The sequence below is a fragment of the Enterobacter cloacae complex sp. genome (genome assembly GCF_900322725.1).
Lineage (GTDB): Bacteria > Pseudomonadota > Gammaproteobacteria > Enterobacterales > Enterobacteriaceae > Enterobacter > Enterobacter quasihormaechei.
Genome location: NZ_LT991957.1, coordinates 4,617,364 through 4,641,989, shown reverse-complemented (window position 1 = coordinate 4,641,989; position 24,626 = coordinate 4,617,364). Strand labels below are relative to the sequence as shown.

General features: G+C 55.3%; 25 protein-coding genes. All 25 read left to right on the top strand.

Annotated elements, in window-relative coordinates:
• Positions 1–4 precede the first annotated feature (4 nt).
• The 25 genes from tagF (at position 5) to DBR02_RS22615 (ending at position 24,615) form a co-directional block, all read left to right on the top strand.
• On the top strand, positions 5–721 hold the full coding sequence (gene tagF / locus DBR02_RS22725; RefSeq protein ID WP_063868513.1) for a type VI secretion system-associated protein TagF: 717 nt from the start codon (positions 5–7) through the stop codon (positions 719–721).
• Between the two features lie 11 nt (positions 722–732).
• Entirely contained in the window at positions 733–1,749 is a 1,017-nt protein-coding gene (gene tssA, locus DBR02_RS22720; protein WP_107535531.1) for a type VI secretion system protein TssA, read from the top strand.
• A gap of 75 nt (positions 1,750–1,824) precedes the next feature.
• A complete protein-coding gene (tssB, locus tag DBR02_RS22715) occupies positions 1,825–2,349 on the top strand; it encodes a type VI secretion system contractile sheath small subunit (RefSeq protein WP_022648413.1) in 525 nt (174 codons plus the stop codon).
• 3 nt (positions 2,350–2,352) lie between these two features.
• Positions 2,353–3,852, top strand: a complete 1,500-nt coding sequence (gene tssC, locus DBR02_RS22710) for a type VI secretion system contractile sheath large subunit (RefSeq protein WP_063868514.1) — start codon at positions 2,353–2,355, stop codon at positions 3,850–3,852.
• A 368-nt stretch (positions 3,853–4,220) separates the two neighbouring features.
• A complete protein-coding gene (locus DBR02_RS22705) occupies positions 4,221–4,613 on the top strand; it encodes a T6SS amidase immunity protein Tai4 family protein (RefSeq protein ID WP_369750646.1) in 393 nt (130 codons plus the stop codon).
• A gap of 177 nt (positions 4,614–4,790) precedes the next feature.
• Entirely contained in the window at positions 4,791–5,273 is a 483-nt protein-coding gene (locus DBR02_RS22700; RefSeq protein ID WP_014884229.1) for an Hcp family type VI secretion system effector, read from the top strand.
• Positions 5,274–5,533: 260 nt separating this feature from the next.
• Entirely contained in the window at positions 5,534–5,743 is a 210-nt protein-coding gene (locus DBR02_RS26650; protein WP_129741712.1) for a hypothetical protein, read from the top strand.
• A gap of 129 nt (positions 5,744–5,872) precedes the next feature.
• Entirely contained in the window at positions 5,873–6,889 is a 1,017-nt protein-coding gene (locus DBR02_RS22695; protein WP_107535529.1) for a hypothetical protein, read from the top strand.
• Entirely contained in the window at positions 6,890–7,282 is a 393-nt protein-coding gene (locus tag DBR02_RS22690; protein WP_107535528.1) for a hypothetical protein, read from the top strand.
• A gap of 4 nt (positions 7,283–7,286) precedes the next feature.
• Positions 7,287–7,709, top strand: coding sequence for a hypothetical protein (locus DBR02_RS22685; protein ID WP_107535527.1), 423 nt, complete (start codon positions 7,287–7,289; stop codon positions 7,707–7,709).
• Positions 7,710–7,795: 86 nt separating this feature from the next.
• Positions 7,796–8,194 carry a hypothetical protein gene (locus tag DBR02_RS26645; protein ID WP_129741713.1) on the top strand — a complete coding sequence of 133 codons (399 nt, stop codon included), beginning with the start codon at positions 7,796–7,798 and terminating at the stop codon, positions 8,192–8,194.
• A gap of 110 nt (positions 8,195–8,304) precedes the next feature.
• Positions 8,305–10,089 carry a type VI secretion system-associated FHA domain protein TagH gene (tagH, locus tag DBR02_RS22680; RefSeq protein WP_107535526.1) on the top strand — a complete coding sequence of 595 codons (1,785 nt, stop codon included), beginning with the start codon at positions 8,305–8,307 and terminating at the stop codon, positions 10,087–10,089.
• A complete protein-coding gene (locus DBR02_RS22675; RefSeq protein WP_063449579.1) occupies positions 10,086–10,883 on the top strand; it encodes a PP2C family protein-serine/threonine phosphatase in 798 nt (265 codons plus the stop codon). The genes tagH and DBR02_RS22675 overlap by 4 nt, the downstream gene beginning before the upstream one ends.
• Before the next feature lie 16 nt (positions 10,884–10,899).
• On the top strand, positions 10,900–11,886 hold the full coding sequence (locus DBR02_RS22670; RefSeq protein ID WP_107535525.1) for a hypothetical protein: 987 nt from the start codon (positions 10,900–10,902) through the stop codon (positions 11,884–11,886).
• A 9-nt stretch (positions 11,887–11,895) separates the two neighbouring features.
• Positions 11,896–12,708, top strand: coding sequence for a type VI secretion system accessory protein TagJ (locus DBR02_RS22665; protein ID WP_107535524.1), 813 nt, complete (start codon positions 11,896–11,898; stop codon positions 12,706–12,708).
• Positions 12,701–13,264 (top strand): type VI secretion system baseplate subunit TssE, encoded by a 564-nt coding sequence (gene tssE, locus DBR02_RS22660; protein WP_015570336.1) that lies wholly within the window; start codon positions 12,701–12,703, stop codon positions 13,262–13,264. The genes DBR02_RS22665 and tssE overlap by 8 nt, the downstream gene beginning before the upstream one ends.
• Before the next feature lie 2 nt (positions 13,265–13,266).
• Positions 13,267–15,138 (top strand): type VI secretion system baseplate subunit TssF, encoded by a 1,872-nt coding sequence (gene tssF / locus DBR02_RS22655; protein WP_107535523.1) that lies wholly within the window; start codon positions 13,267–13,269, stop codon positions 15,136–15,138.
• The gene (gene tssG / locus DBR02_RS22650) at positions 15,135–16,178 is read left to right on the top strand and encodes a type VI secretion system baseplate subunit TssG (RefSeq protein WP_107535522.1); all 1,044 of its coding nucleotides are present in this window, start codon (positions 15,135–15,137) and stop codon (positions 16,176–16,178) included. The genes tssF and tssG overlap by 4 nt, the downstream gene beginning before the upstream one ends.
• 38 nt (positions 16,179–16,216) lie before the next feature.
• Positions 16,217–18,832: a type VI secretion system ATPase TssH gene (gene tssH, locus DBR02_RS22645; protein ID WP_107535521.1), complete on the top strand. Its 2,616-nt coding sequence runs from the start codon at positions 16,217–16,219 to the stop codon at positions 18,830–18,832.
• Between the two features lie 24 nt (positions 18,833–18,856).
• The gene (locus DBR02_RS22640; protein ID WP_107535520.1) at positions 18,857–20,290 is read left to right on the top strand and encodes a serine/threonine protein kinase; all 1,434 of its coding nucleotides are present in this window, start codon (positions 18,857–18,859) and stop codon (positions 20,288–20,290) included.
• Between the two features lie 25 nt (positions 20,291–20,315).
• Positions 20,316–21,782: a phospholipase gene (locus DBR02_RS22635; RefSeq protein ID WP_107535519.1), complete on the top strand. Its 1,467-nt coding sequence runs from the start codon at positions 20,316–20,318 to the stop codon at positions 21,780–21,782.
• Between the two features lie 11 nt (positions 21,783–21,793).
• The gene (locus DBR02_RS22630) at positions 21,794–22,540 is read left to right on the top strand and encodes an ankyrin repeat domain-containing protein (RefSeq protein WP_173937211.1); all 747 of its coding nucleotides are present in this window, start codon (positions 21,794–21,796) and stop codon (positions 22,538–22,540) included.
• Between the two features lie 52 nt (positions 22,541–22,592).
• On the top strand, positions 22,593–23,003 hold the full coding sequence (locus DBR02_RS22625; protein WP_233157815.1) for a hypothetical protein: 411 nt from the start codon (positions 22,593–22,595) through the stop codon (positions 23,001–23,003).
• A gap of 167 nt (positions 23,004–23,170) precedes the next feature.
• Positions 23,171–24,241 carry an ADP-ribosylarginine hydrolase Tri1 gene (tri1, locus tag DBR02_RS22620; RefSeq protein WP_107535516.1) on the top strand — a complete coding sequence of 357 codons (1,071 nt, stop codon included), beginning with the start codon at positions 23,171–23,173 and terminating at the stop codon, positions 24,239–24,241.
• Positions 24,242–24,267: 26 nt separating this feature from the next.
• Positions 24,268–24,615, top strand: coding sequence for an immunity protein Tsi6 family protein (locus tag DBR02_RS22615; RefSeq protein ID WP_107535515.1), 348 nt, complete (start codon positions 24,268–24,270; stop codon positions 24,613–24,615).
• Positions 24,616–24,626: the final 11 nt, after the last annotated feature.

Sequence of the window (24,626 nt, the reverse complement as noted above, 5' to 3'; positions counted from 1 at the left end):
CCGTATGACGAATACCCCTGCGATGAACCGCTACAGCTGGTATGGCAAATTACCCAGCGCCGGAGATTTTTTGCAGCGTCGCTTTCCGGATACCCTGCAACGCCAGTGGTCGCACTGGTTCCAGGTCGGCCTGCTGGCCTGGCAGCAGGAAGAGCAGCGCAGCGGCGAGCGCCCGTTTTCTAAAGCCCCGGTGTGGAATTTTGTCGTCCCGCCGATGCTCGGCAGCCAGATGATTCAGATGGGCTGCTTGCTGCCGGGCCGTGACAGCGTGGGCCGCCACTATCCGGTCTGTATTCAGCTAAGCTTTACGCCGGCCGAGTGGTCGTCCCGCCTGCTCGGGCAGGCCGAAAGCTGGTACCAGCAGCTGGGGCGTCTGGGACTGCACGCGGTGCGTAACAGCTATTCTGCTTCCCAGCTGGATGACATGCTGATGACCATCCCGGCGCCGCAGCCGGTAGAGCCGCAAAAGCGTTCCGACATTCTCGACGTGATTGGCTATGACGACGATGGTCAGAACACCCTGGGCTGGCCGCAAGCGGCGGAGTGTTTCGATCCGCTGCGCCAGACCAGCTACTGGTGGACGAACCGCTGCGACGGCTACCCGCTCTACACCCACGTGCACAGCGGAAACTTTACCGGGCAGCTCTTTACGCTGCTGTTCGATCCGGCAGGCGGCGCCCGACCGGGTCGTCACGGGCTTTACCCGCCTATGTTTGAGTAAGCAGGGACCTTATGAATATCGATGAATTTCTCGCGCCGATAAGCCCCGACAACCCCTGCGGTGAAAACCTGGAGTACGACGCCGATTTCCAGGCGATGAACCAGGCAAGCCAGGGCAAAGCCGAGCAGCAGTTTGGCGACACCATCATCCCGGCAGAGCCCGCAGACTGGAACACCGTTGAAAAGCTCGCCACCGGCCTGCTGACCCGCACCAAAGATCTTCGCGTGATGCTGGCGTTAACCCACGCCTGGACCCGCCGTCGCGGTCTTGCGGGCTACGCGGACGGGCTGTTGCTGGTGCAGGAGGCGATCGCGCGCTACTGGGAGCCGCTCTATCCGCTGCTGGAAGAGTATGGCGAAACCGACCCGTTCTATCGCATTAACGCTCTGGCAGGGCTGAGCGATAAATCCGAGCTCACCGTCGCGGTGCGCAACGCCTCGCTGCTGCGCTCAAACGGCGATGAAATTTCGCTGCGTGATGCGCAGGCGCTGCTCGACGGCAGCAAAACCGAATGCCCGGACTACCCCGGCGGTCGCCCGAGGCTGATTGACGAGCTGGCGCGCGGCGACCAGCCCGGCACCGCGGCGGTTATCGTGATCAACGAGCGCCTGCTGGCTATCCGCGAACTGCTTACCGGCTATCTCGGTGAAAGCGGCGTGCCGGAGATGGAACAGCTGCTGAAAACCGTCGGGCTGGTTTCCAGCGCCTGTCAGGTGACCGATATCAGCAAGCTGCTGCCAAACCGTGACGCGCAGGCTGAACCGCACGCCGAGCCACAGCAGGTGGCCGCCCAGCCCGTCCAGCAGGTGACGGACTGGCGCAGCGTGCAGGTGACCAGCCGCGCCGACGCGCAGCTGATGCTGGAAAAAGCGAAGCAGTATTTTTCTCAGTACGAACCAAGCCATCCCGCACCGCTGATGATTGAACGGGTGCAGCGGCTGTCTGAACTCAACTTTATGGACATTATTCGCGACCTGGCGCCGGACGGCGTTAACCAACTGGAAAACATCTTTGGACGCCGCGAATGACGCGTCCTGGCATTATGACGACAGGCATGGAGTCTGCCGTTTCACCTTCACCGCGCATCTTTGATGGAGAACATCATGGCAATGAGTAACAGTGGACAGAAATTCATCGCACGCAACCGTGCTCCCCGCGTGCAGATCGAGTACGACGTAGAGATCTACGGTGCAGAACGCAAAATTCAGCTGCCGTTTGTGATGGGCGTTATGGCCGATCTGGTTGGCAAGCCGGTGGAAAACCTGCCAGCCGTCGACGAGCGTAAATTCCTGGAAATCGACATCGATAACTTCGACGAACGCATGAAGGCGCTGAAGCCGCGCGTGGCGTTCCAGGTAGATAACACCCTGACCGGCGAAGGTAAGCTCAACGTCGATCTGACCTTCGACAGCATGGACGACTTCCTGCCGGACGCGGTGGCCCGCAAAGTTGAGCCGCTGAACAAGCTGCTGGAGGCGCGCACGCAGCTCTCTAACCTGCTGACCTACATGGACGGCAAAAACGGCGCGGAAGAGCTGATTGCAAAAATCCTTCAGGATCCGACGCTGCTCAAATCCCTGAGCCAGATGCCAAAAAATGACGAAAGTGCGAAAGGTAGCGAGGAATAATCGATGAGCAACCAGACTCAACAACACGATCAGCAGGCGGGTCAGGCGTTCAGCCAGGACGAGTTCAGCGCGCTGCTGAACAAAGAGTTTCGTCCGAAAACCGACCAGGCGCGCTCCGCCGTCGAAAGCGCGGTAAAAACCCTGGCGCAGCAGGCGCTGGAAAATACCGTCACCTTCTCTAACGACACCTACCGCACCATTCAGAACCTGATTGCCGGTATCGACGAGCAGCTCTCGCAGCAGGTGAACCAGATCATTCACCACGATGAGTTCCAGAAGCTGGAAAGCGCCTGGCGCGGCCTGAGCTACCTGGTCAACAACACCGAAACCGACGAGATGCTGAAGATCCGCTTTATGAGCATCTCCAAGCAGGAGCTGGGCCGCACCCTGAAGCGCTACAAGGGCGTGGGCTGGGACCAGAGCCCGATTTTCAAAAAAATCTACGAGCAGGAGTACGGCCAGTTTGGCGGCGAGCCGTTTGGCTGCATCGTCGGGGACTACTACTTCGACCACAGCCCGCAGGACGTTGAGCTGCTGGGCGAGATGGCGCGCATCGGCTCTGCGGCCCACTGTCCGTTCATCACCGGCACCGCGCCGGGCGTGATGCAGATGGAATCCTGGCAGGAGCTGGCTAACCCGCGCGATCTGACCAAGATCTTCCAGAACACCGAGTACGCCGCCTGGCGTTCCCTGCGTGAATCCGAAGATGCCCGCTATCTGGGGCTGGTGATGCCGCGCTTCCTGTCGCGTCTGCCGTACGGCATTCGCACCAACCCGGTGGACAGCTTCGATTTTGAAGAGCAGACCGACGGCGCGAACCACAACAGCTATTCGTGGGCGAACGCGGCCTATGCGATGGCCGCCAACATCAACCGCTCCTTCAAAGAGTACGGCTGGTGTACCTCGATTCGCGGCGTGGAGTCCGGCGGGGCGGTGGAAAACCTGCCGTGCCATACCTTCCCGAGCGATGACGGCGGCGTGGACATGAAGTGTCCGACCGAGATCGCCATCAGCGACCGTCGCGAAGCCGAGCTGGCGAAAAACGGCTTTATGCCGCTGGTGCATCGTAAAAACTCCGACTTTGCCGCCTTCATCGGGGCGCAGTCCCTGCAAAAACCAGCCGAGTACCACGATCCGGACGCCACCGCGAACGCGCGTCTGGCCTCCCGTCTGCCTTACCTGTTTGCCTGCTGCCGCTTTGCCCACTACCTGAAGTGCATCGTGCGCGACAAAATCGGCTCATTCCGCGAGCGCGAAGAGATGGAGCGCTGGCTAAACGACTGGGTAATGAACTACGTCGACGGCGACCCGGCGAACTCCTCCCAGGAGACCAAGTCCCGTAAACCGCTGGCGGCTGCGGAAGTGCAGGTGCAGGAAATCGAAGACAACCCGGGCTACTACGCCGCGAAGTTCTTCCTGCGCCCGCACTACCAGCTGGAAGGTCTGACCGTTTCCCTGCGTCTGGTATCCAAACTGCCGTCGCTGAAGACGAAAGATGCGTAATGACGATTGCCGGCCCGCAAGGGCCGGCAGCTTTACTGTTAATTCGAGATAGCTAATGAATTTACCTTTAAAAACGATAACAAGAAAATTCATCAACTATTTAATCAGTTATACGTTGCTCATTATTTCATTCATGCTATTTGTGACAGTATCTGGCTACTATCTGTTTATATTTAACTGGCCGGACGATGTCCGGCAAATCGCAATGCATGGATCTTTATGTGCTGGGCTTAATGTATTAGCGATAGGTATATACGTTGTTGCAGAGAAGCGGAAAGAGAAATATTAGTTCTTCATGCTGGTCAGTGTGTAACTGATTATATAGAAAAGGATATCAGATGAAATATTTGGGTTATCTCCTCGTGTTTATGACTTCTTATGTAAATGCCGGAAATAGCTATCCTGATTTTTATCATCAGCAAACATACCGGCAGGTTTTAAAAGATTTAGTTCTGGCGCGCTGCCTTGCGCAGGTGGCAGATAAAGGCAGTAAGTTTTCTGCTGATGCGGCTCGCAGTGCGAGTGCATTCATTGAATGGATTCCTTTTGATGCCGAAAATGGCACGGATAAAGTGAATGTCCTCATTGGGAAATATATAAATCAAATTAACGGATTTCATTCAGAGCGAAAACCCGATATCAAAGGCGTAACCTTAAACTGTTTACGACTTTATCACAGCGACGAACTTAACGAACTTGCTCCTCAGTTAATCATCGGAAATCCTGACCGCACCTGGATTCAGGATAATCCACAAGAGTAAAAGACTTCACATTCTTTCCTTTCATTCAGGGGGAATGTAAGACTGTCAAATGACATGTGTCGTTTGATATGAGGCAGAGGTAAAATATGGACGGTTTTATTCAGCCCCATGCTTTCCTGTTTGCCATATAAGGGCTTTTTCGAAAGCAATATTGTTCATCCACGAAGAGTAGATATTATGGCTATTGATATGTTTCTAAAGGTCGAGGGTGTTACGGGCGAATCTAAAGATTCTAACCACACCGGCTGGACTGACATTACCTCCTTCTCCTGGGGCGCGTCCCAGCCAGGTAATATGAGTGTGGGTGGTGGCGGTGGTGCCGGTAAGGTTAACTTTAACGATCTGCACGTTAACGCTCTGATCGACAAATCCACTACAGCAATCCTGAAACACTGCGCAAGCGGTAAGCACCTGACCAAAGTTGAACTGTCGGTCTGCAAAGCGGGTGGTCAGCAGGTTGAATACACCCGCATCACCCTGGAAGACGTTCTCGTGACTTCCGTTCAGTACACCGGTGCAGACAATGGCGATACCGTTGGCGTGACCTATGCATTCCAGGCTGCGAAAGTGAAACAGCAGTACTGGGAGCAGACCACTGCCGGTGGTAAAGGTGCTGAAAGCAGCGCTGGCTGGAACATCAAAGAAAACAAAGAAGCGTAATTGTTCATCCATGACCGGGGAACCTCCCCGGTCATGATGATTGATTCCAAATATGTTGCAGGTGAATGATGATTAGAGAGTTAAGCGTAATATCAATCGCATTAGCCTGTAGTGCTTGCATTTTACCACCTGCACAGTATAAGAAACTTTCTGTTACGTTAAAAAAACAAAATCCCTTGTTTTGATATCAGGCAGGATACAAATTTTAATGGGCCTTTATAAGTTTACGCACCATCTGTAATGAAACGCGTTGGTAATCAATGGAAGTTATTAATTCTCCTGACCAACATCCAACAATGCGTATCATGATTACAGAGGAGTGTATTCGTCTGAATGAGGTTGACTGGCGCAAAAGTGAGTATGATATTGTATTGAAGATTGTCAATGAAAAAACTGCTATTCGATATGCTGCACAGTTAATATTAAAGAAAGGTATAAGTAGCGAGTTACTTTTAACGGCAAGTGAATGATATTATTTTCAAACCTCGGTGATTTCGAGGGTACATCGGCGTTTGAATGTTTATTTAATTATGAAATAATTAAACAATTCACCACTGCAAACTCTGGACAACTATGTGCGTTGATTAAAGGGTTTAAATATGACACATCGTTCAACCGTTAGCCCGGGCTACTGTGTGGTCCAACATCCTGGAACTTTGGATTATCAAGCCCGATTATTGTTTAATAATATCAATAGCGAAGCCGCTAGATACTTTATGCAAATAAATAATGACACACCTTGGTTGAAACCAGGGCAGTTACTCATCGTGGCTGACCCAGACAACACGAATCAGTCATCGCAACTGAGTATTCTTTCCAGAGCAAAACAGAAAATTAACCATGCGCTGGCATCATTAAACACTTCGGTTGCAGAGTATCTCCACGCTAATTATGACAATATTTCTGCATTGACTTCCTTAGGTGATAAACTAGCTGGGAATGCTGGTGATTTAGGTGAGAAATATTTCAGGCAAATTGAAAATATACTCATTAAGATTGAGAGGACTTATCAGAATCAGTTTATATCCCAAGGTTCTTTAATTGGTCAGCAGTTTTATATGGAAAGAAGGGCGTTATTCTCTCAGCTAAAACCTTTATTAAATAACCTAAGCAAGCTAACACTTAAGATACAAACCTACGAAAATATTAAAAAAGCATTGAACTTATCAAGCCGCTCTATCGTTCATGAATGGAGTACAGTTGGTGTCGGCGCGATCCCTGGATATTCAGATTATATTGTACGCTCTTCTCGCGCGGCTAGTATTATGAAAGCAGGGGGCTGGATCTCATTAGGGTTCTCTTTTTTAAATACTTCTAATGATGTTTATAAAGCCTGTACTGTCGATCGTGAAGATGAATGTGGAAAAGTTGCTGTTACTGAATATAGTAAGTTTGGTGGAGGTACGCTTGGTGCTGCGGGAGGAGCCTGGGCTGCGTCTTTAGGAACTGGCGCTCTTTGCGGTGCAATGGGAATACCTACGATGGGTACTGGTGCCCTTGTGTGTGGAATTGTTGTAGGACTAGGCGCTACTTCTGCGGGAGCCTGGATGGGTACTAAAGGAGGGGCTGAATTGGGTGAAGGGATTAGTAACTTGATTTTTTCTGGGGACGAATAAATGTATGGAGATTTGCGTTTAATACTTCTTTTATTAGTTTTTTTAGGACTGTTTGCCTCTTTGTGTTTTTATTTTTATTTTTATCGTAAATATTCCCGTGAGCTATCAAAATCATTTCATATTTTGAGTGACAAGCAATATTTAGATGTAAACGATTATCTTTTTTATGAACAACTTGGTCTTCCCGGATTTGCGCATCGTGTGTTCCTTATGAAAAGGATTTTGGCTGGAAAAGCCACAAGGCAAAATAGCAAAAAAAATCTTCCTCCGGAGGCAGAAGCATTAGTATCATCAATATACGATTTCTCATGGATAAAAATGTTTTACAGGATGACACTTTTTGTTGTCTTTTTAATGCTTCTATTGTTCTTATTGATTGCTACAGGACACTAAAAGCATGTCATCTTTATGCCTGGCAAATATAACGTTATTGTTTCTTGTGCTTTTATTTATTAACGTTGTAATCATGGATGTTTACAGTTCTCGGTTTTTTAAAAAACACGAGTCAGATTATAAGCAGCTTCTCTCTGAATATCGCCAAAAAGGCTATGATATCGACCTGATGACAAATTATGCATCGTTTTTTGGTTCACTGGCAAATTATCAAAAAATAATCTGGTTTGTTCGACTTCGCAAAGGCGTGAAGATAAAGTTCACCAAGGGCAGAAAAGTTAAGGGTGAAGCCTATCAATTTGTTCAGTCTTTACCGGGGGAGCGAATTGGCTGGATGTTAAAACTGCACCGACTTTATATCATTCAGGCAACGGTTTTTACGATGTGGCTTGTTGTAGGTATTATTTTTCAGTATGCCATTAAATAGCTTTTATCAACCTTTTGTAACCAAATGTTGGTATCGATGCGAGAGTGTCAGCATTTGAACGCTGATTTTACTCAATAGAGAGTAATGTGATTGTTAATAATGTTTTCTCCATTTTTGTATTTTTTCTTTTTGCCTTGTTCTTAATCCTGACGGTTAGTTTTTATATTGATTATCGAAAGCACTCAAGTGAAGTTTCGGGAATATATAATTCATTAACGCAAGCAGGTTTATTAAGAGAGGGAGATTATCAAGTTTGGGAAAAGTTGGGGGTCTGGGGCTTCGGTTTCCGCGTCACAATTTTATCAAGGTTATTACGGGGGAAGAGCGTTAAGTTAACTGATTCTCGAAGGCTTCAGTCTCATGCATGTCATGATGTTTTGTCTGGCTTTGAACTAACCTGGGTTTATTCATATGACAAAAAAATTAAATTCACGATGGCTATTTTTATACTGCTTTTAATTTTGGCGAGTATTAATGAGATATAATTTTTCATTGTCTCTATGATTGATTTTGTAGGCTTAACCCCCAAACCCCGCCGTTCTCACCCCCGAGAGCGGCAGCGTTTGAGCGCTAATCATACCAGCAGGAATACGCCATGCGATTCACGATTATTTCTACGAAACCCGGTCATCAGCCGCCGCAAAGTAGCTGTGATTTTTATGCCCCGGGCGGCACCATTGGGCGCGGTACGGATAACAATCTGGTGCTGCCGGACAACGATCGCACTATCTCGCGTTTGCAGGCTATCGTTCACGTCGACGCCAGCGGCGAATGTCGCGTCACGAACCGTGGCAGCGTCACCCGCGTGGTATTGAATGATATTCCGCTGGAGCGTGGGCGTCAGGTTGAGCTTCAGGATGGGGATATTCTCGGTATTGATGATTATCGCATCGAAGTCAGCGAACTTATTCACGATACCCAGCCCGTGAGCCGCATGGCGGCCAGCATGCAGCAGGCGCGTCCAGCGGCAACACCTGCACCGGCAGTGGCGCCGCAACCAAAACCGGCCAGCGCCGCGCCTCGCGGAAAAGCTGAACCTACGGCCGTGCCGTCGGAAATCTGGGACAGCCTGATGCAGGAGTTCTCCATCTCCGACAGCATCTCCAGCAACCGGGCGAAACCACAGCCCGCCGCGTCCCACGACCCGTTCTCCCAGCCCGCGGCTCCGGAGAGGAATGCCGAAGATCCGCTGGCGATGTTCAACGACACCGATCCGGCACTTGAACGTAAAAACGTGGATCCGGACTCGCTGTTCAGCGATGACGCGTTGTTCAAACAGGAGAGCATCTTTGACGATGTCACCCCTTCAACGCTGGTGCAGCCGGACGAAAGCAAACCTGCCCAGCCAAAGGAAGAGGCCGCGGATGAACTCGATCCGTTAGCCCTGTTTGGCGGGACGGCCAGTGCGCCTGCCGCGCGTCACGACGACCCGCTCGGCCTGATGGGCGGCGCGCCGTTAACCCATCCGGATGAAATCGCGGCTGATAAGCCGGAGCCAAAGCCTGAACCTCAGCCCGCACCGGAAGAGGATGCGCTTGCCGGTTCGCCGCTGTTCGATCCGGAACCGACTGAACCGCAGGACGCGCCGCGCGCGGAAGAAGAAGAGCCCGCGCGTCCCGATTACGCCGGCTTCACCATGCCAACGCCGCAGGCCGTAGCGCGCAGTCACGCCCAGGCGCCTAAGGGCCGCCTGCGCATCGACCCGGTTAAAAACGCCGCATCCCCCGCGGCTGCTGCACAGACCGGCGAGCGGGGCGAGGTGCTTCAGGGCGAACTGCTGGAGGCGCTGCTGGAAGGCATGGGCCTGAGCGAAATGCAGCCGGTGCCGCAGTTTGACCGCGAAAACATGCGTCAGCTGGGCCTGATCCTGGGCATGTTCTCGCAGGGGACCGTGGCGCTGCTCTCCTCGCGGTCCATCCTCAAGCGCGGGGTGAAGGCCGATATGACCATGGTGCTCGACGATGCCAACAACCCGTTCAAGCTGCTGCCGACCGGTAAAACGGTCCTGATACAGATGTTCGGCACGCCGATGCCGGGCTTTATGCCGCCGACCAAATCGGTACGTGATGCACTGATCGATCTTCAGGCGCACCAGCTGGGGATGATCTCCGGTATCCGCGCCATTATCGCCGCTATGCTGCAATCCTTTAACCCGGAACAGCTGGAAGAGCAGGCGAAGCAGAACGGGATGACGTCGCGCCTGGCGCTGCCGGGCAGCCGTAAAGCCGCGCTGTGGGATTATTTCGTTCGCAGCTATGGCGAGACGGCGGGCGAGATCGAGGACGACTTCCATACCCTGTTTGGCGAAGCCTTCCTCCATGCCTATGACATGGAGGTCAATCAGTACAAAGACTCACAAAGCGGATCCGAAGAAAAATGAATATCGCAACGGCTTCTCTCTCCCGCCAGGGGACGCGCGCCAGCAACCAGGATCAGACGGGAGAAACCATCGGGGAACGTTCAGCCTGCTTTGTCGTCTGCGACGGCATCGCGGGCCTGCCGGGCGGCGAGGTGGCCGCTGAGCTGGCCCGCAACAGCATTATTTCCCGCTTTGATGGCGACAAGCACCTGAATGCGCAGCATATTCGTGACTACGTCCAAACGGCGAACCGTACCATCCTCAGCGAACAACAGGCGGTGCAGGACTATCGCCGGATGGGCACCACGCTGGTCAGCCTGTTTATCGACAGGGATTACCGTCTGGCCTACTGGGCGCACGCCGGTGACAGCCGCCTGTACCTGTTTCGTCGCGGCTGGCTGTGGCACGTCACCACCGATCACAGCCTCGTCCAGCAGATGAAGGATGCCGGACATCAGACCGATGACCTCAACAGCAACCTGCTGTATCTGGCGCTGGGTATTGAGAATGGCGGACCGGAAGCGAGCTACAGCGATGTGGTGCAGGTTGAAGACGGCGATGCATTTTTACTCTGCACCGACGGTTTCTGGCACGGCGTCAGCGAAGAGCAGATGAAGCAGTCGCTGCACATGGTCAATACGCCACAGGAGTGGCTGACCCTAATGAACCAAATCATTCAAAAGAATGGCGAACAGGAGGGCAATGCTCAGGATAACTACACCGCCGTGGCGGTGTGGATGGGCAACCCTCAGGACACCACTTTGCTGCATACGCTCTCTGACGCAGCACAATTTCTTCCCTGCGGAACTGATTAGACACACAAGGATTGATATGAAACTTTGGCTATCGGGTTTGGCTCTTCTGACGGTGGCGACCACCGCACAGGCTGAAAACTTCCGCATCGTGCAGTCTCCTGCGCAGAAGCTGGATATCTGGATCGACAACATTAAAGACAATACGCCGCAAAGCTGGTGTAAGTCGGACGTGGCGCTGCGCATCGTGGCGAACGGTAAGAAAGAGGTTTCGGTGCTGGAAAACTTCGTGCCGCGCCTTGGCTCGCTGCTGGAGCATCAGTGCAGCAAGCTGAATACCCTCAACTGGACGCTGAACGATCCGCAGGGGACGACGCTTGCCCGTGGCACGGCGGCTAAAGCGCAGGACTGGACGCTGGTGGTAAAGCAGCAGGAAACGGCGGTGGCAGCAACCACCACCCCGGGCGCGCTGCTGCCGCCTGACCAGAATCCGGAGACGCACACCGTAGCGGCAGACCGTACCCCATGGCAGGAGTTTACCCTTCAGGACGGCTGCCACCTGCGCACCTTCTGGGAGGGCGGTTCCTCCGCGCCGGCGCTGTTTATTCCTGACTCCGACACCACCCGCTGCGGTAACGGCAGCTGGCTCAGCGGCCACACGGTGGTGACGCAAAACCGTAACGGGACGCAGAAAGCGATTCCGGTCACCTACATTCACGGCTTCCCGGTGATGGGGCTGAACAACGCGGTCGATCCTGAAAACGCGCTGATCACCTCCGTCAACAAAGAGCGCATGGTCTTCAGCACCCAGAACAGCGACCAGAGCTGGATGATCCTGCCGTACGACAGCACCCTGAACGGCTGGAAGAGCAACGGCACGGTGGCGGTGGAAATCACGCGCGAGATCGCCAGCGACGACGCCCGACTTCAGGCGCGTATCGCCGAGGTCAAGAAGATCTGGAGCGCATGGGTTGCACCGGGCGCTGAGCTGAACGTTGTTCTGATCGACACGCTGCGCCCGCAGCTGCGCGATCCGGCAATAGGCGCCTGGCGCGCGGCGAATTAAGGAGTGGCCATGAATACGCTTTATCAACGCCTGGCGGGTGAGTCGATTAACGACGCGCTGCTTCGCCTGGAAGCCGATATAAAAGCCCGCCCGGCGGATGCCGATCTGCGCGCCGCGTTTGTGCAGTTTCTGGTCCTCAGCGGCAACTGGGCGCGCGCCCTGACCCAGCTGAAAAGCTGGCTGGCGCTGAAGCCGCAGGCAAAACCGACCGTGACGCTGCTGGAGCAGGCCATTCAGGGCGAACAGCAGCGGGCCCGCGTGTTTGCAGGAGAGGCGCGTCCGGCGATGCCCGAGGCGCAGTGGCCGTGGCTGACGACGTTAGCCCAGGCGCTGACGGAAAGCAGCGAGCATGCGCAAACGCTGCGTCTGGCGGCACTCGAACAAGCCCCGGCAAGCCGTGGACAGGTCACGCTGGAGAATGAAGAAAACCAGCCCTTCGAATGGCTGATGGACGGCGATGCCCGTCTGGGTCCAGTGTGTGAAACTCTGGTCAATGGCCGCTATTTCTGGGTGCCGTTCTGCGCCATCGACACGATCCGTTTCCAGGCTCCGGCCAGCGTGACCGATCTGGTATGGCGTCATGCGCTGGTCCGCCTCACGGACGGTACCGAGCAGGTCTGTCAGATCCCGGCGCGTTATCCGTTTGCTGACGGCGCTTCCGATAGCGTTAAGCTGGGGCGCACTACCGAGTGGCTCCCGCTCGACGACGACGGTGTCCTGTATGAAGGCATGGGGCAGAAAGCCTGGCTGAGCGAGCAAAGCGAAAGCCCGCTGCTCACCCTGAGCCTGGTGACGTTTGCTGCGGATGGTGCGGATGAGTAATCCCGCTGGCGAAGGCGATCTGCTGCGCAGCGGCTGGCAGGCCCGCAGCAGGCAGGAGAAAGTGGGGGCACGCGACAAGATGCAGCCCTCGCTGCTGGATCGCCTGACGGATAACGATCCGGAAAAAAAACGCGAGTCCGCCAACAGCAATCTGATCACCCACGCCGCGCTGCGTCGCAACGTTCTGCGGGATTTACAGTGGTTGTTTAATACCATCAACCACGATGCCTCCAGCGACTTAAGCGGGCTGACGCAGGTGAGCCGTTCCGTCGTCAACTTTGGCGTTGCGCCGCTGGCGGGGAAAAGAATGTCCGATATCGAATGGCACGACATTCAGCGTAAGCTCACCGAAGCGATTATTAACTTTGAACCGCGGATCCTCCCGCAGGGGCTTCAGGTTCGCTGCGTGTCCGATACCTCGTCGTTAGATCTGCACAACGTGCTGTCTATCGAAATCAAAGGTCGCCTGTGGTGCGTGCCGTATCCGCTGGAGTTTCTCTTTCGCACCGACGTCGACCTTGAAAACGGCCATTTTGAACTGAAGGATGCGGGGTAATTATGGAAAGCAAACTGCTCGAATATTACAACCGTGAACTGGCCTATCTGCGCGAGATGGGCGCGGAGTTCGCCGAACGCTACCCGAAGGTGGCGGGGCGGCTTGGCATGCGCGGCATCGAAGTGGCGGACCCGTACATCGAACGGCTGATTGAAGGTTTTGCCTTTCTGACCTCCCGCGTGCAGATGAAGATGGACGCCGAGTTCCCGCGCTTTTCACAGCGCATGCTGGAGATGATTGCGCCGAATTATCTGGCGCCCACGCCGTCGATGGCGATCGCTGAAATTCAGCCCGACAGCAGCCGCGGCGACCTGAGCAAAGGCTTCATTGTGCCGCGCGGCACCATGATGGACAGCCTGGCGCTGAAAAAAACCGGCGTCACGTGCAGCTATACCACGGCGCACGAGGTGAACCTGCTGCCGCTAAAAATCGACAGAATCGAGCTCGGCGGCGTGCCCGCCGATCTGCCGCTGGCCCAGCTCGGCCTGAGCCAGCGGGGGATCAGCAGCGCCTTGCGGATCCGCATTGCCTGCGATGGCCCGCAGCACCTTGGACACCTGGATTTCGACCGCCTGGAGTTCTTCTTAAGCGGCCCGGACATCGAGGCGCTGAAGCTGCTGGAGCTGGTCATGGAGCACCACGCGGGCATTGTCTGCCAGACGGTCAGCAAGCAGCCCCAGCGCCAGCTATTGTCGTCTGACGCCCTGCGTCAGGAGGGCTTTGATGCGGACCAGGCGCTGCTCCCGGACGATCTGCGCAACTTTGACGGCTATCGCCTGTTGCAGGAGTACTTTGCGTTCCCGGCACGCTTTCGCTTCATCAGCCTGAGCGGGCTGGGCAAGCTGATCCAGCGCTGCGAAGACGAAAAGGCGTTTGATATCTTTATTCTGCTCGACAAGAGCGACGATCAGCTGGAACGCGTAGTGGACGCCAGCCACCTGGCGCTGCACTGCACGCCGGTGATCAACCTGTTCCCGAAAGTGGCTGCACGACAGAAGCTGAACGAAGGCCAGCATGAATACCATCTGGTGGTGGATAACATCCGACCGCTGGATTATGAAATTTATGCCGTGAAAAAAATCTACGCCAGCGCCGACGGGCAGCGGGACGACCAGACGTTTCGACCGTTCTGGAGTACCTGGAGCGGCGACGCGGGTAACTACGGCGCCTACTTTTCCCTGCGCCGCGAGCAGCGCGTTCTCTCGGAACACGCGCTGCGCTATGGCACCCGCACGGGCTATATCGGCTCGGAGGTCTTTGTCTCGCTGGTGGATGCGCAGCACGCGCCGTGGCAGGAGAACCTGCGCTACATTTCCGCCGAGGTGCTGTGCACCAGCCGCGACCTGCCGCTGATGCTCCAGCAGGAGCTCGGGCAGTTTATTATGGCCGACTCCATGCCGGTGAAGGCGTTAACCCTGCGCAAAGGCCCGACGCCGCCGCGTCCGGCGCTGGCGGAAGGGTTCAGCACCTGGCGACTCATCAGCCAGCTGCAAATGAATTACCTCAGCCTGATGGACAGTGAAAACGAAGAGGGCGCCGCCGCGCTGCGTCAGCTGTTAGGCCTGTATGCCAACCTGGCAGAGACGCCGGTTGCCCGTCAGGTGGATGGCGTTCGCCACTGCGTGCTGGAGCCGGTTCACCGCCGCGTGCCGGAGCCGGGCCCGGTGGTGTTCGCCCGCGGGATCGGCATCACCCTGACCGTGGATGAACGCGCCTTTTCCGGCGCCAGCCCGTGGCTATTCGGCAGCGTGCTGGAGCGCCTTTTTGCCCGCCTGGTCTCCATAAACAGTTTTACGGAATTCACGCTCAAGAGCCAGCAGCGCGGCGAAATCGGCTACTGGGCGCCGCGCATGGGTAAAAGGGCGCTGGTATGAGCGAGGTTGCCCCTGCAACGCTGCGCGTGCATCGCCTGACGCCGCTGCCCGATGCTTTCTGGCGCGGGGTGCGCGAGACGCCGTGGCGCTACGATCTGTTCCAGCTGTTAAGACGCATTGATGCCCAGGGCGGTGAACGTTATCCGCTGGGACGCGCGCCGCTGCCGAAATTTGAGCTGCTGCGTATTGGTCAGCAGCCTTCGATGGGCTTTGCGCCGTCAACGGTTGCCGAGGTGCGGCAGCGGGAAGAGAACGGGCTGCATGAGGTTTCTATTCTGAGCTTCGGCCTGTTTGGTCCTAATGGCCCGCTGCCGGTACACATGACCGAGTATGCCCGCGAGCGTATTCATCATCATCAGGATCACAGCCTCAGCGCGTTTGCCGACCTCTTTCACCACCGCCTGACGCTGCTGTTCTACCGCGCCTGGGCGGACGCGCAGCCTGCCGTTTCACTGGATCGCGACGACAACAAGCGCTTCGAAGGGTATCTGGCGTCGCTGATTGGCATGGGCCAGCCCGGTCAGATGTCGAAAGGCAGCCTGAGCGCGCATGCCCGCTTTACCCACGCCGGGCACCTGACCCGCCACGGGCGTGATCCGGAAGGGCTGGAGAAGATCCTGCGCAACTATTTCAACGTTCCGGTCAGGCTGGTGGCCAACGTCCCGCAGTGGATGCCGCTCTCAACGCGGGAGCAGGCACAGCTGGGTGAGGGGCGGCGCCTGCCGCGCATGGGGGAATCCGCCTTCCTCGGCATTGCGGTACGCGACGTGCAGCATAAGTTTCGGCTGGAGATTGGCCCCTTAAGCGCAGACGAGTACAACCATTTTCTGCCGGGCGAAGGGTGGGTCACCGAGCTGCGCGACTGGGTGCGACAGTATGCCGGGGTGGAATTTGAATGGGAAACACGGGTGATCCTGCGCGCCGATGCGGTGCAGGGCGCCACGCTCGGCAGTGCCGGGCGATTAGGGTACAACACCTGGCTGGGCCTACAGCCTCAGCCTGTTCCGCGTGGCGATCTGGTGTATCGCGCAGAGCGATAATCCTTCCGTATACCGAATCATTGTTAATGGAAACTAACATGTCAGAAATTAGCCGTGCCGTGCTTTTCGGCAAACTGGATACGCTGTTATTTACCTCTCTGGAGAGCGCGACTGCCTTCTGCAAACTGCGCGGCAACCCGTACGTTGAGCTGGTGCACTGGCTGCATCAGCTGATGCAGCAGCAGGATGGCGATCTGCAACGGGTCATCCGTCACTTCGCCCTTGATGAACAGCAGCTGACGCGCGATATCGTGGCGGCGCTGGATGCCCTGCCGCGCGGTGCCAGTTCGGTCTCTGACCTTTCCGAGCATATCGACAGCGCCGTCGAGCGCGCCTGGGTTTACGGCTCGCTGAAGTTTGGCGTGAGCCGCATCCGCGGCGGCCATTTGCTGATCGGCATACTGAAAACGTGGAATCTGGCTAACGTGCTGAAAGGCATTTCGGGGCAGTTCACCCGACTTAACGTCGAGGTGCTGATCGAGCAGTTCGACGCCATTTGTGCCGACAGCAAAGAGAGCCAGCAGGCTGCCGCCGCGGCGGATGCGCCTGCCGGTGCCGTACCGGCCGCGCAGGGCACGCTGGCGCAGTATGGTCAGGATCTGACGGCGCGCGCCCGGGAAGGCAAGATTGACCCGGTGGTGGGGCGCGATGAAGAGATCCGCCAGATGGTCGATATCCTGATGCGTCGTCGCCAGAACAACCCCTTGCTGACCGGGGAAGCCGGCGTCGGGAAAACCGCGGTCGTGGAAGGGCTGGCGCTGCGTATCGCCGACGGCGACGTACCGGAGCCGCTGCAAAACGTTCAGCTGTGGCTGCTGGATATCGGCATGCTTCAGGCCGGGGCGGGCATGAAGGGGGAATTTGAAGCGCGCCTCCAGGCGCTGATTAACGAGGTGCAGTCCAGCGCCACGCCGATTATTCTGTTTATCGATGAGATTCACACCCTGATTGGCGCAGGCGGGCAGCAGGGCACCGGCGATGCCGCTAACCTGCTCAAGCCAGCCCTGGCGCGCGGCCAGCTGCGCACCATCGGCGCGACCACCTGGGCGGAATACAAAAAATACATTGAGAAAGATCCGGCGCTGACCCGCCGCTTCCAGACCGTACAGGTTCACGAGCCGGATGAAGCGAAAGCCGTACTGATGCTCCGCAGCACCGTGTCGCCGCTGGAAACCCATCATCAGGTTTTACTTCTCGACGAAGCGGTCAGCGCGGCGGTGAAGCTGTCGCATCGCTATATTCCTGCGCGTCAGCTGCCGGATAAAGCGGTAGCGCTGCTGGATACCGCCTGTGCGCGCGTGGCCGTCAGCCAGAGCGCGCCGCCTGCCCAGCTGGAAGACTGCCTGCGTCATCTGGCGGCCCTGGACGTGGAGCTGGAGATTGCCGAACGCGAAGCCCGCGTGGGGGCAGGCGATCCGGCGCGCGTGGCAACCTTGACCGCCGAGCGAGACGCGTTTGAAACCCAACGCGAAGCCCTTTCCCACCGCTGGGAAGAAGAGCGCAGCCTGGTGCAGGAGATTATCCGCCTGCGTGCCGCGCTGTTTGCGGCGGGTGATGAGGATACGGCTGAACTGCGCGGCCAGCTGGCGGAGCAGCAGCAGGCGCTGACGACCTTACAGGGCGACGAACCGCTGCTGTTTGCCGCGGTGGATGAAAACGTGGTGGCGGCGGTGGTCTCGGACTGGACCGGCATCCCGCTGGGCCGGATGGTGAAAAATGAGATCGACGCGGTGCTTAACCTGGCCGACACGCTGAACCAGCGGGTCATTGGCCAGCGCCACGGACTGGATCTGATCGCCCGTCGGGTGAAAACCGCGCGCGCGAAGCTTGACGATCCGAACAAACCGATCGGGGTATTTATGCTCTGCGGGCCGTCCGGCGTGGGTAAAACCGAAACCGCGCTGGCGCTGGCGGAGTCGCTTTACGGCGGCGAGCAGAACGTCATCACCATCAACATGAGCGAATTCCAGGAAGCGCACACCGTATCGACGTTAAAAGGTGCGCCTCCGGGCTATGTGGGCTATGGTGAAGGCGGCGTCTTAACCGAGGCCGTGCGCCGCCGTCCCTACAGCGTGGTGCTGCTGGACGAAATTGAAAAAGCGCACCCTGACGTGCACGAGATCTTCTTCCAGGTTTTCGACAAGGGCTGGATGGAGGACGGCGAAGGGCGTCACATCGATTTCCGTAACACCATTATTATTCTGACGTCTAACGTGGGTACCGACCTGATCAGCGCCATGTGCGCCGATCCGGAACTGATGCCGGAGCCCGATGCGCTGAGCGGCGCACTGCGCCAGCCGCTGCTGGAGGTCTTCCCGCCGGCGCTGCTGGGGCGTCTGCTGGTGGTGCCGTATTACCCGCTGAGCGACGAGATGCTGGGGCAGATTGTCCGTCTCCAGCTCAAGCGCATTCAGCGGCGTCTGGAAGAGAATCACAACATTATTTCTGAATTTGACGACAGCGTGGTCGAACAGATTGTTCAGCGCTGTACCGAGGTAGAGTCGGGCGGACGTATGGTGGATGCGATTCTGACCAATACGTTGCTGCCTCAGATGAGCCAGATTTTACTTACCGCCAGCCGCAGCGACGAGCAGTACCGACGTCTGCACGTCACCTGCGTGCAGGGCGAGTTCCACTGTCAGTTTGCCGCGTAATAATCATCAAGAGAACTGTAAAAGATGACGGATAATGATAACAATCGGACTGTCCCAAACGCGCTCCCGGTCGGGTACCGTTTCAATGAGTTTGAAATAAAAGAGGTGATTGGCGGCGGCGGATTCGGCATCGTCTATCGCGCCTGGGATCACCAGCTCGAACGCACTATCGCTATCAAAGAGTTTATGCCTTCCTCCCTCGCCGTACGCGGCGAGGATATGACGCTGGTGCTGCGCAGCGAGCGCTTTGGCAAAGCGTTTTCTGCCGGCCTCAACAGCTTCATCCAGGAAGCCCGCCTGCTGGCGCGCTTTAACCACCCGAACCTGCTGCACGTGCTGCGTTTCTGGGTGCAAAACGACACGGCCTACATGGGGACGCTGTTTTACAGCGGCACCACGCTGTCGCGTCTGCGCGAAGAAAAACCGGAGCTGATTAACGAGGCGTGGATCCGCCGTATGTTGCCGATGCTGTTTGGCGCCATCAAAACGATCCACGACGAAGGCTATCTGCACCGCGATATCTCGCTGGATAACATTCAGATTCAGGATAACGGCCTGCCGGTGCTGCTCGATTTCGGTTCGGCGCGCCGCACCATCGGCAACCTCTCGGACGAGACGGAAACCATGCTGCGTCCAGGGTTTGCGCCTATCGAGCAATACACCGACGACAATGAAAGCGAGCAGGGGCCGTGGACGGATATTTACGCGCTCGGCGCCGTGCTGCGCACCCTCATCGTGGGCTCACCGCCGCCGGTCAGCGTGGTGCGTTCGATTCAGGACACCTGTAAACCGCTGGTGGAGCTGATGCCGCAGGGGTATTCCATCCCGCTGCTACAGGCCATCGACAAGGCGCTGGCGCTGCATATGGAAGACCGTCCGCAATCCATCGAGGAGTTCGCGGCGCTGATCGAGATGCCCGTCGCCGGTATCGACGAAGTGCTGACCGCGAAAAAGACCGGCACGATGCTGGTGCCGGTGGAAGAGGAAGCGTCTGCTTCCGCGCTGGACTGGCGACGTTACAAGCTGCCGGGTCTGGTTGCTGCGGGCGTGCTGGTTGGGGTTGTAGCCGGCGCGATGCTGTTCGGCGGCGGCAGTCAGGATACGCCAGCGCAGACGGCGCAAACGCCTGCCGTGAGTCCTCCGGCTGACACCACCGCCGCACCGGAAACCAAACCGGCAGCCGCAGAGGTGAGCGAACCGGTTGCGCCACCGGCTACGACACAGCAGAGTGCGCCGCCAGTCGACGCCAGCCCGGTCGCGCTGGTCTATATCCGCATGCTGGATGGCGAGACGCTGAAGGTTAACGGCGAGCCGAAGGCGCTGCGTCCGGGCAATAACGGTTACGCATCGCTGAAGCTGCCGGCGGGTGAAACGCGTATTGAACTGGAAGGCAATGGAAGAACGCGTACCCAGACGCTGGATATTGCGAAGCCAGGCACCTGGCTGGTGAATCCGTAAGCCTGCGGGTAACAGGACGGAGCGAATGTATAACATCAAGTTTGTCTATCTTTTCCACGAGAACGTCTCGCCGGCGCTGTTTGCGAAAATTATCCGCCCGTCCGTTGCCGGGCAGTGGATTATGTCGGTTCCCGACCACTCGCTGCGCTCGCTCTTCACGCGCTACGATTTGCTGCGCACGATCACCGGCGCGAACCCTTATCAGTCCGGGCGTGATACCCGCACGCTGATCGCGCAGGATCTGGAGATGGGCAGGGTGGTCGCCATTGATGAAAGTTTTCGTGACTGGTCATCAGTAACGGAAATTTTTTATATCAACGCCAAAGGGCAACTTCAGGCTGCGTCCCTGGTCGGGCTGGGCTGGTATCCGGTGAGTACGATTGTCGACCGTTATGAAACCATGGTGAGAACGTATGGTTCTCGCCCTGCGCCAACGGTACTGCCGAAGCAGGTGGTGAAATCGAAAGCGGCGCAGGTGCCGGACGAGCCGACCCCGGGCAAAGACGGCAAAACCTATGCCGCACAGCTTCAGCAGATGACCAAAGCAGAACGCTGGCAGGCGCGTAAAGATCTGATCGCGAAGGGGAGCAGCAGCCTGTATCCGGACGCGCAGATCGCGGCTAAGCGGCTGGCGGCGAATAATATCGCGGTGGAAAAAGCGAAGCTGGCGGAGAATATTTACAAGACCGTCAACCCGCTGGAAGCCACGCCCGGCGTGCCGGAGGGGTGGACGGATATCAGTAATGACGATGCGCTGTTAGGAAAGTTCGGGCTGAACAAATCGATGCTCTTTGACGATGACACATCCCCCAATTTTCTGGCGCGCGTCTATCAACCGAAGCCGGACGTGTTCGGCACTGATATGAACCCCACGCTGGTATTCAGGGGATCGCGCGAGCCTGGTTTCGCCTCACTGTCTGAGAATGTCTCCTCTTTACTGACCAAAGGGGAGCTAGCGCCGGTGGTAAACGGGGCTGACTGGTCGAATAACTTCTCGCAGGGCATGGGTATGGCTTCAGATTATTATAAAAAGGCCGTGAGTATTAGTAAGGAGCTGGCAAGGTCAGGCCAGAATATTGATATTGCCGGACATTCCCTTGGCGGTGGCCTCGCCTCTGCAACCTCCATGGGCAGCGGGAAAGCGGGATGGACGTTCAATGCCGCAGGTCTGAATGCCGGAACCGTAGAAAAATACGGCGGCAAGTTATTAGGCAGTACGGATAATATCCAGGCGTATCGGGTCGAAGGTGAACTGCTCACCAGGATCCAGGAAGTTAACCCCTGGGAAGATCTTAAAACAATGAAAGGGCATGTCCCTTCGTGGATCCTCAAAGAGGAAATCTCTGCGCTGAGCCCCAACGCTGCCGGAATTCCTCACGATCTCCCTGGTGGAACCGGAAGCGCGCTGGACCGCCATGGCATTAACCAGGCGATAGATTGCATAGAGCAACAGAAGGATGAGGATATTTCGATAATCGGGAGTCGATTGTGAAAAAACGTTTGATGGCTTTTATCGCGTTATGTTTTTTATTCATGATTCAGGGGTGCAAGCAGGATATGGAACTTAATCCACAGGACTACTTCAGCGGCCAGCAGCTTGAACTGGCGAAAGCGATTGAGGAAGGCGACGTCGATGCGGTGAAGACGCTTGCGCCAGACAGCGACCTTAATCAACCAGGAAAGCAGGATATGACCCTGCTTTTCTGGGCCCTTGGCAACGCAATTAATGATAAAAAAACGTCGAACCATTTAGAGGTCATTACGTTGCTTGTTCAGGCCGGCGCAGATCCGCTCCAGCCTCGACCACAGGGAAAAAGCAGTCCTGCTGAATTTGCCCTGAAGGGCGACAGCGCGGACTGGATCGACGCGATGCTGGACGGTGGCCTCTCACCCAACGTGAAAGATAAGGTTTTCCACGAACCGATCGTCTTCCAGTCGCTTAAAGCGAAAAATACAGAGACGCTGGAAGCCATGCTCGATCGCGGTGCTGACGCCAACTCAACCAACTCACTGGGTAAAACGCTGGTGTTTGATGCGCTGGATAACCAGTCATACGATCATGTCTTGTTGCTGCTCGATCGTGGAGCGGATCCGTCAATTAAGGCCAAAAATGGCTGGTCGATGAGCAATGCGCTCGCGGACGCGCTGAATGGACTGGACCGAGGCAGTGAGCAGTACGAGAAATTAAACGAAATAAAAGAGAAGCTCATCCAGAAGGGGGGCGAATGGCCACCTCAGCCCGTTAAGTAATTGCTTAACGGCCATGAAAGTCAGAGATAAGGTTTTCATTTTCTGGGGATGCATGGATGCCCTGGCCATTGTCCTCTATTGTGCCCAGTCCGTGCGTCATGACAGGATCCCTTTTATTTCCGATATACACGCCTTCAGTAAGGTTGTGAACACGCTTTCTGCTGGCGGGTTTAGCGCTCTGGTTACTCTTTTTTTTATTCTCGATTTCTTATTATTGGTATCGCTTTTTGCTTCAGCATGGCTCTTTTGCCTAAGCAAGCCCTTTACGAGGAGATTGGCGCTCTGTCAGGAATTTTTGCGACTGGTCTCCTTTCGATGCTCTGTTTCGCTTTTTCCACTGGCGTTGGATCTGGCGGGTGAGTCGAACGTCTGGCTAAACGGCATTTTATTCATCTTTTCAGAGTTTTTAAAAATTTACACCTTGTGGATTTTTAATTATGAAAGGACTGCATCTCTCAAATAATTAATGATCTTTTACTTGGGGGGTAGAATGCAGTGTTCCGGAGTGCTATGCCGTTGATATGTTACTGGCAAGAGAATGACTTAAGTAATTATGTGGAAAAAAACCGAATGATTATTGACGTTTCATGTGAAAATTCATCGATTTTTATTTTCGCATAAGGAGGCGTAATGCTCGATCTTCACAGCGAAGATGCTGTTATTAATCATTATGCCGATCGTTACCGTAACCTGATGCCGGTAAATAGCCGTAAGTCCATAAAGAGAATGGATACAGCAGAAGCGCATGCATTTGAAATATGGGATAAATCATTACCTCTCGTCGTATCGGAAACGAACTCACTCGATAAAGCAGTAGGCGCTTTAGTGGGGCTGGCTGTGGGAGATGCTGTCGGGACGGCGCAGGAATGTAAACGACGTGATAGCGAACTCATCAGTGATATGCAAGGGGGAGGGCCTTACCGGTTAAACCCCGGTGAATGGACAGCTGATACCTCAATGGCTCTCTGTGTGGCACAGACCTACCTTTGCAAAGAAATAATGCATACTGACGTTTTGCGCCAGTGGCTGCTCAAGTGGTATCAGACAGGTGAAAACAGTAGCACCGGGCGTTGTTTAGGCATTGGCAATACCACCCGTTTTGCGATGGAACAATATAAACTTCTCGGCCCATCGTGGTACGGTAACACTGAGAAACATACCGCAGGCAACGCCGCATTGGTTCGTCAGGCACCCGTTTCGATCTTTCGTCGAAAATCGCTGCGGGCAATATATTTTGAATCCCAGTCGCAAAGTAGAGCGACACACGGTGCGGTGGAATCTATCAATGCGTGCCAGTATTTGGGCTTAATTCTTCACTATTTAATTAGTGGATATCAAAAAGAAGAGGCGTTCGAACCTCATCTGTTCCCCTTGTGCGCTCGGGTGATGATCATTAACGCAGGTGAGTATAAGCAGAAAGTTCGTCATCAGATTCGCTCCAGCGGTTATGTTATCGATACACTTGAGGCCGCAATGTGGTCCGTATGGAATACGGATAATTTTCGCGATGCTGTCCTGATGGCCGCCAACCTGGCGGATGATGCCAGCAGCGTAGCGGCGACAACGGGACAATTGGCTGGCGCGTTATATGGTTACTCAGGTATACCGCAGCAGTGGAAAAATAAACTGATTCAGCATGACCGTATCGTCAGTATTGCAGATGAGTTATTTCACAACGCACCTGAGGATGATTTTCTTTGATTTTTCCTGACGCTAAAGGGTGAATTATGCATAAACAGTGCGTTACTGCGATGGATTATATCGAAAGTGCCTTGAGTGTCGTTCATCAACGGTTGTCTGAAAACCCTCATTTTTCCTTATACATCATGAGTATAAATCAGCTGATGTACATCAGGTCTGTTTTGGCAGGAGAGGAAAAGGATAAACGCCTCCTGCATTCATTAAATTTGGGGACACTAGCCTCAAAAGAATTCTCAACTACGGATGAAGAACTGGCGAAGCATTTATCGAATGCAAATTATATAGCTTCCCAAATGGCCCAGGGTTTAAAAATAATTCTTCCCCATGAACAAGACAGTGAATTTCTGAACAGAAAAAAAAGATATCGCATATAAAAAGCTTGCGC

What these genes read in the sequence shown, in the direction of transcription:
- tagF (WP_063868513.1), top strand. Translation starts at nt 5, where the DNA reads ATGACGAATACCCCTGCGATGAACCGCTACAGCTGGTATGGCAAATTA.
- tssA (WP_107535531.1), top strand. Translation starts at nt 733, where the DNA reads ATGAATATCGATGAATTTCTCGCGCCGATAAGCCCCGACAACCCCTGC.
- tssB (WP_022648413.1), top strand. Translation starts at nt 1,825, where the DNA reads ATGGCAATGAGTAACAGTGGACAGAAATTCATCGCACGCAACCGTGCT.
- tssC (WP_063868514.1), top strand. Translation starts at nt 2,353, where the DNA reads ATGAGCAACCAGACTCAACAACACGATCAGCAGGCGGGTCAGGCGTTC.
- DBR02_RS22705 (WP_369750646.1), top strand. Translation starts at nt 4,221, where the DNA reads ATGACTTCTTATGTAAATGCCGGAAATAGCTATCCTGATTTTTATCAT.
- DBR02_RS22700 (WP_014884229.1), top strand. Translation starts at nt 4,791, where the DNA reads ATGGCTATTGATATGTTTCTAAAGGTCGAGGGTGTTACGGGCGAATCT.
- DBR02_RS26650 (WP_129741712.1), top strand. Translation starts at nt 5,534, where the DNA reads ATGGAAGTTATTAATTCTCCTGACCAACATCCAACAATGCGTATCATG.
- DBR02_RS22695 (WP_107535529.1), top strand. Translation starts at nt 5,873, where the DNA reads ATGACACATCGTTCAACCGTTAGCCCGGGCTACTGTGTGGTCCAACAT.
- DBR02_RS22690 (WP_107535528.1), top strand. Translation starts at nt 6,890, where the DNA reads ATGTATGGAGATTTGCGTTTAATACTTCTTTTATTAGTTTTTTTAGGA.
- DBR02_RS22685 (WP_107535527.1), top strand. Translation starts at nt 7,287, where the DNA reads ATGTCATCTTTATGCCTGGCAAATATAACGTTATTGTTTCTTGTGCTT.
- tagH (WP_107535526.1), top strand. Translation starts at nt 8,305, where the DNA reads ATGCGATTCACGATTATTTCTACGAAACCCGGTCATCAGCCGCCGCAA.
- DBR02_RS22675 (WP_063449579.1), top strand. Translation starts at nt 10,086, where the DNA reads ATGAATATCGCAACGGCTTCTCTCTCCCGCCAGGGGACGCGCGCCAGC.
- DBR02_RS22670 (WP_107535525.1), top strand. Translation starts at nt 10,900, where the DNA reads ATGAAACTTTGGCTATCGGGTTTGGCTCTTCTGACGGTGGCGACCACC.
- DBR02_RS22665 (WP_107535524.1), top strand. Translation starts at nt 11,896, where the DNA reads ATGAATACGCTTTATCAACGCCTGGCGGGTGAGTCGATTAACGACGCG.
- tssE (WP_015570336.1), top strand. Translation starts at nt 12,701, where the DNA reads ATGAGTAATCCCGCTGGCGAAGGCGATCTGCTGCGCAGCGGCTGGCAG.
- tssF (WP_107535523.1), top strand. Translation starts at nt 13,267, where the DNA reads ATGGAAAGCAAACTGCTCGAATATTACAACCGTGAACTGGCCTATCTG.
- tssG (WP_107535522.1), top strand. Translation starts at nt 15,135, where the DNA reads ATGAGCGAGGTTGCCCCTGCAACGCTGCGCGTGCATCGCCTGACGCCG.
- tssH (WP_107535521.1), top strand. Translation starts at nt 16,217, where the DNA reads ATGTCAGAAATTAGCCGTGCCGTGCTTTTCGGCAAACTGGATACGCTG.
- DBR02_RS22640 (WP_107535520.1), top strand. Translation starts at nt 18,857, where the DNA reads ATGACGGATAATGATAACAATCGGACTGTCCCAAACGCGCTCCCGGTC.
- DBR02_RS22635 (WP_107535519.1), top strand. Translation starts at nt 20,316, where the DNA reads ATGTATAACATCAAGTTTGTCTATCTTTTCCACGAGAACGTCTCGCCG.
- DBR02_RS22630 (WP_173937211.1), top strand. Translation starts at nt 21,794, where the DNA reads ATGGCTTTTATCGCGTTATGTTTTTTATTCATGATTCAGGGGTGCAAG.
- DBR02_RS22625 (WP_233157815.1), top strand. Translation starts at nt 22,593, where the DNA reads ATGGATGCCCTGGCCATTGTCCTCTATTGTGCCCAGTCCGTGCGTCAT.
- tri1 (WP_107535516.1), top strand. Translation starts at nt 23,171, where the DNA reads ATGCTCGATCTTCACAGCGAAGATGCTGTTATTAATCATTATGCCGAT.
- DBR02_RS22615 (WP_107535515.1), top strand. Translation starts at nt 24,268, where the DNA reads ATGCATAAACAGTGCGTTACTGCGATGGATTATATCGAAAGTGCCTTG.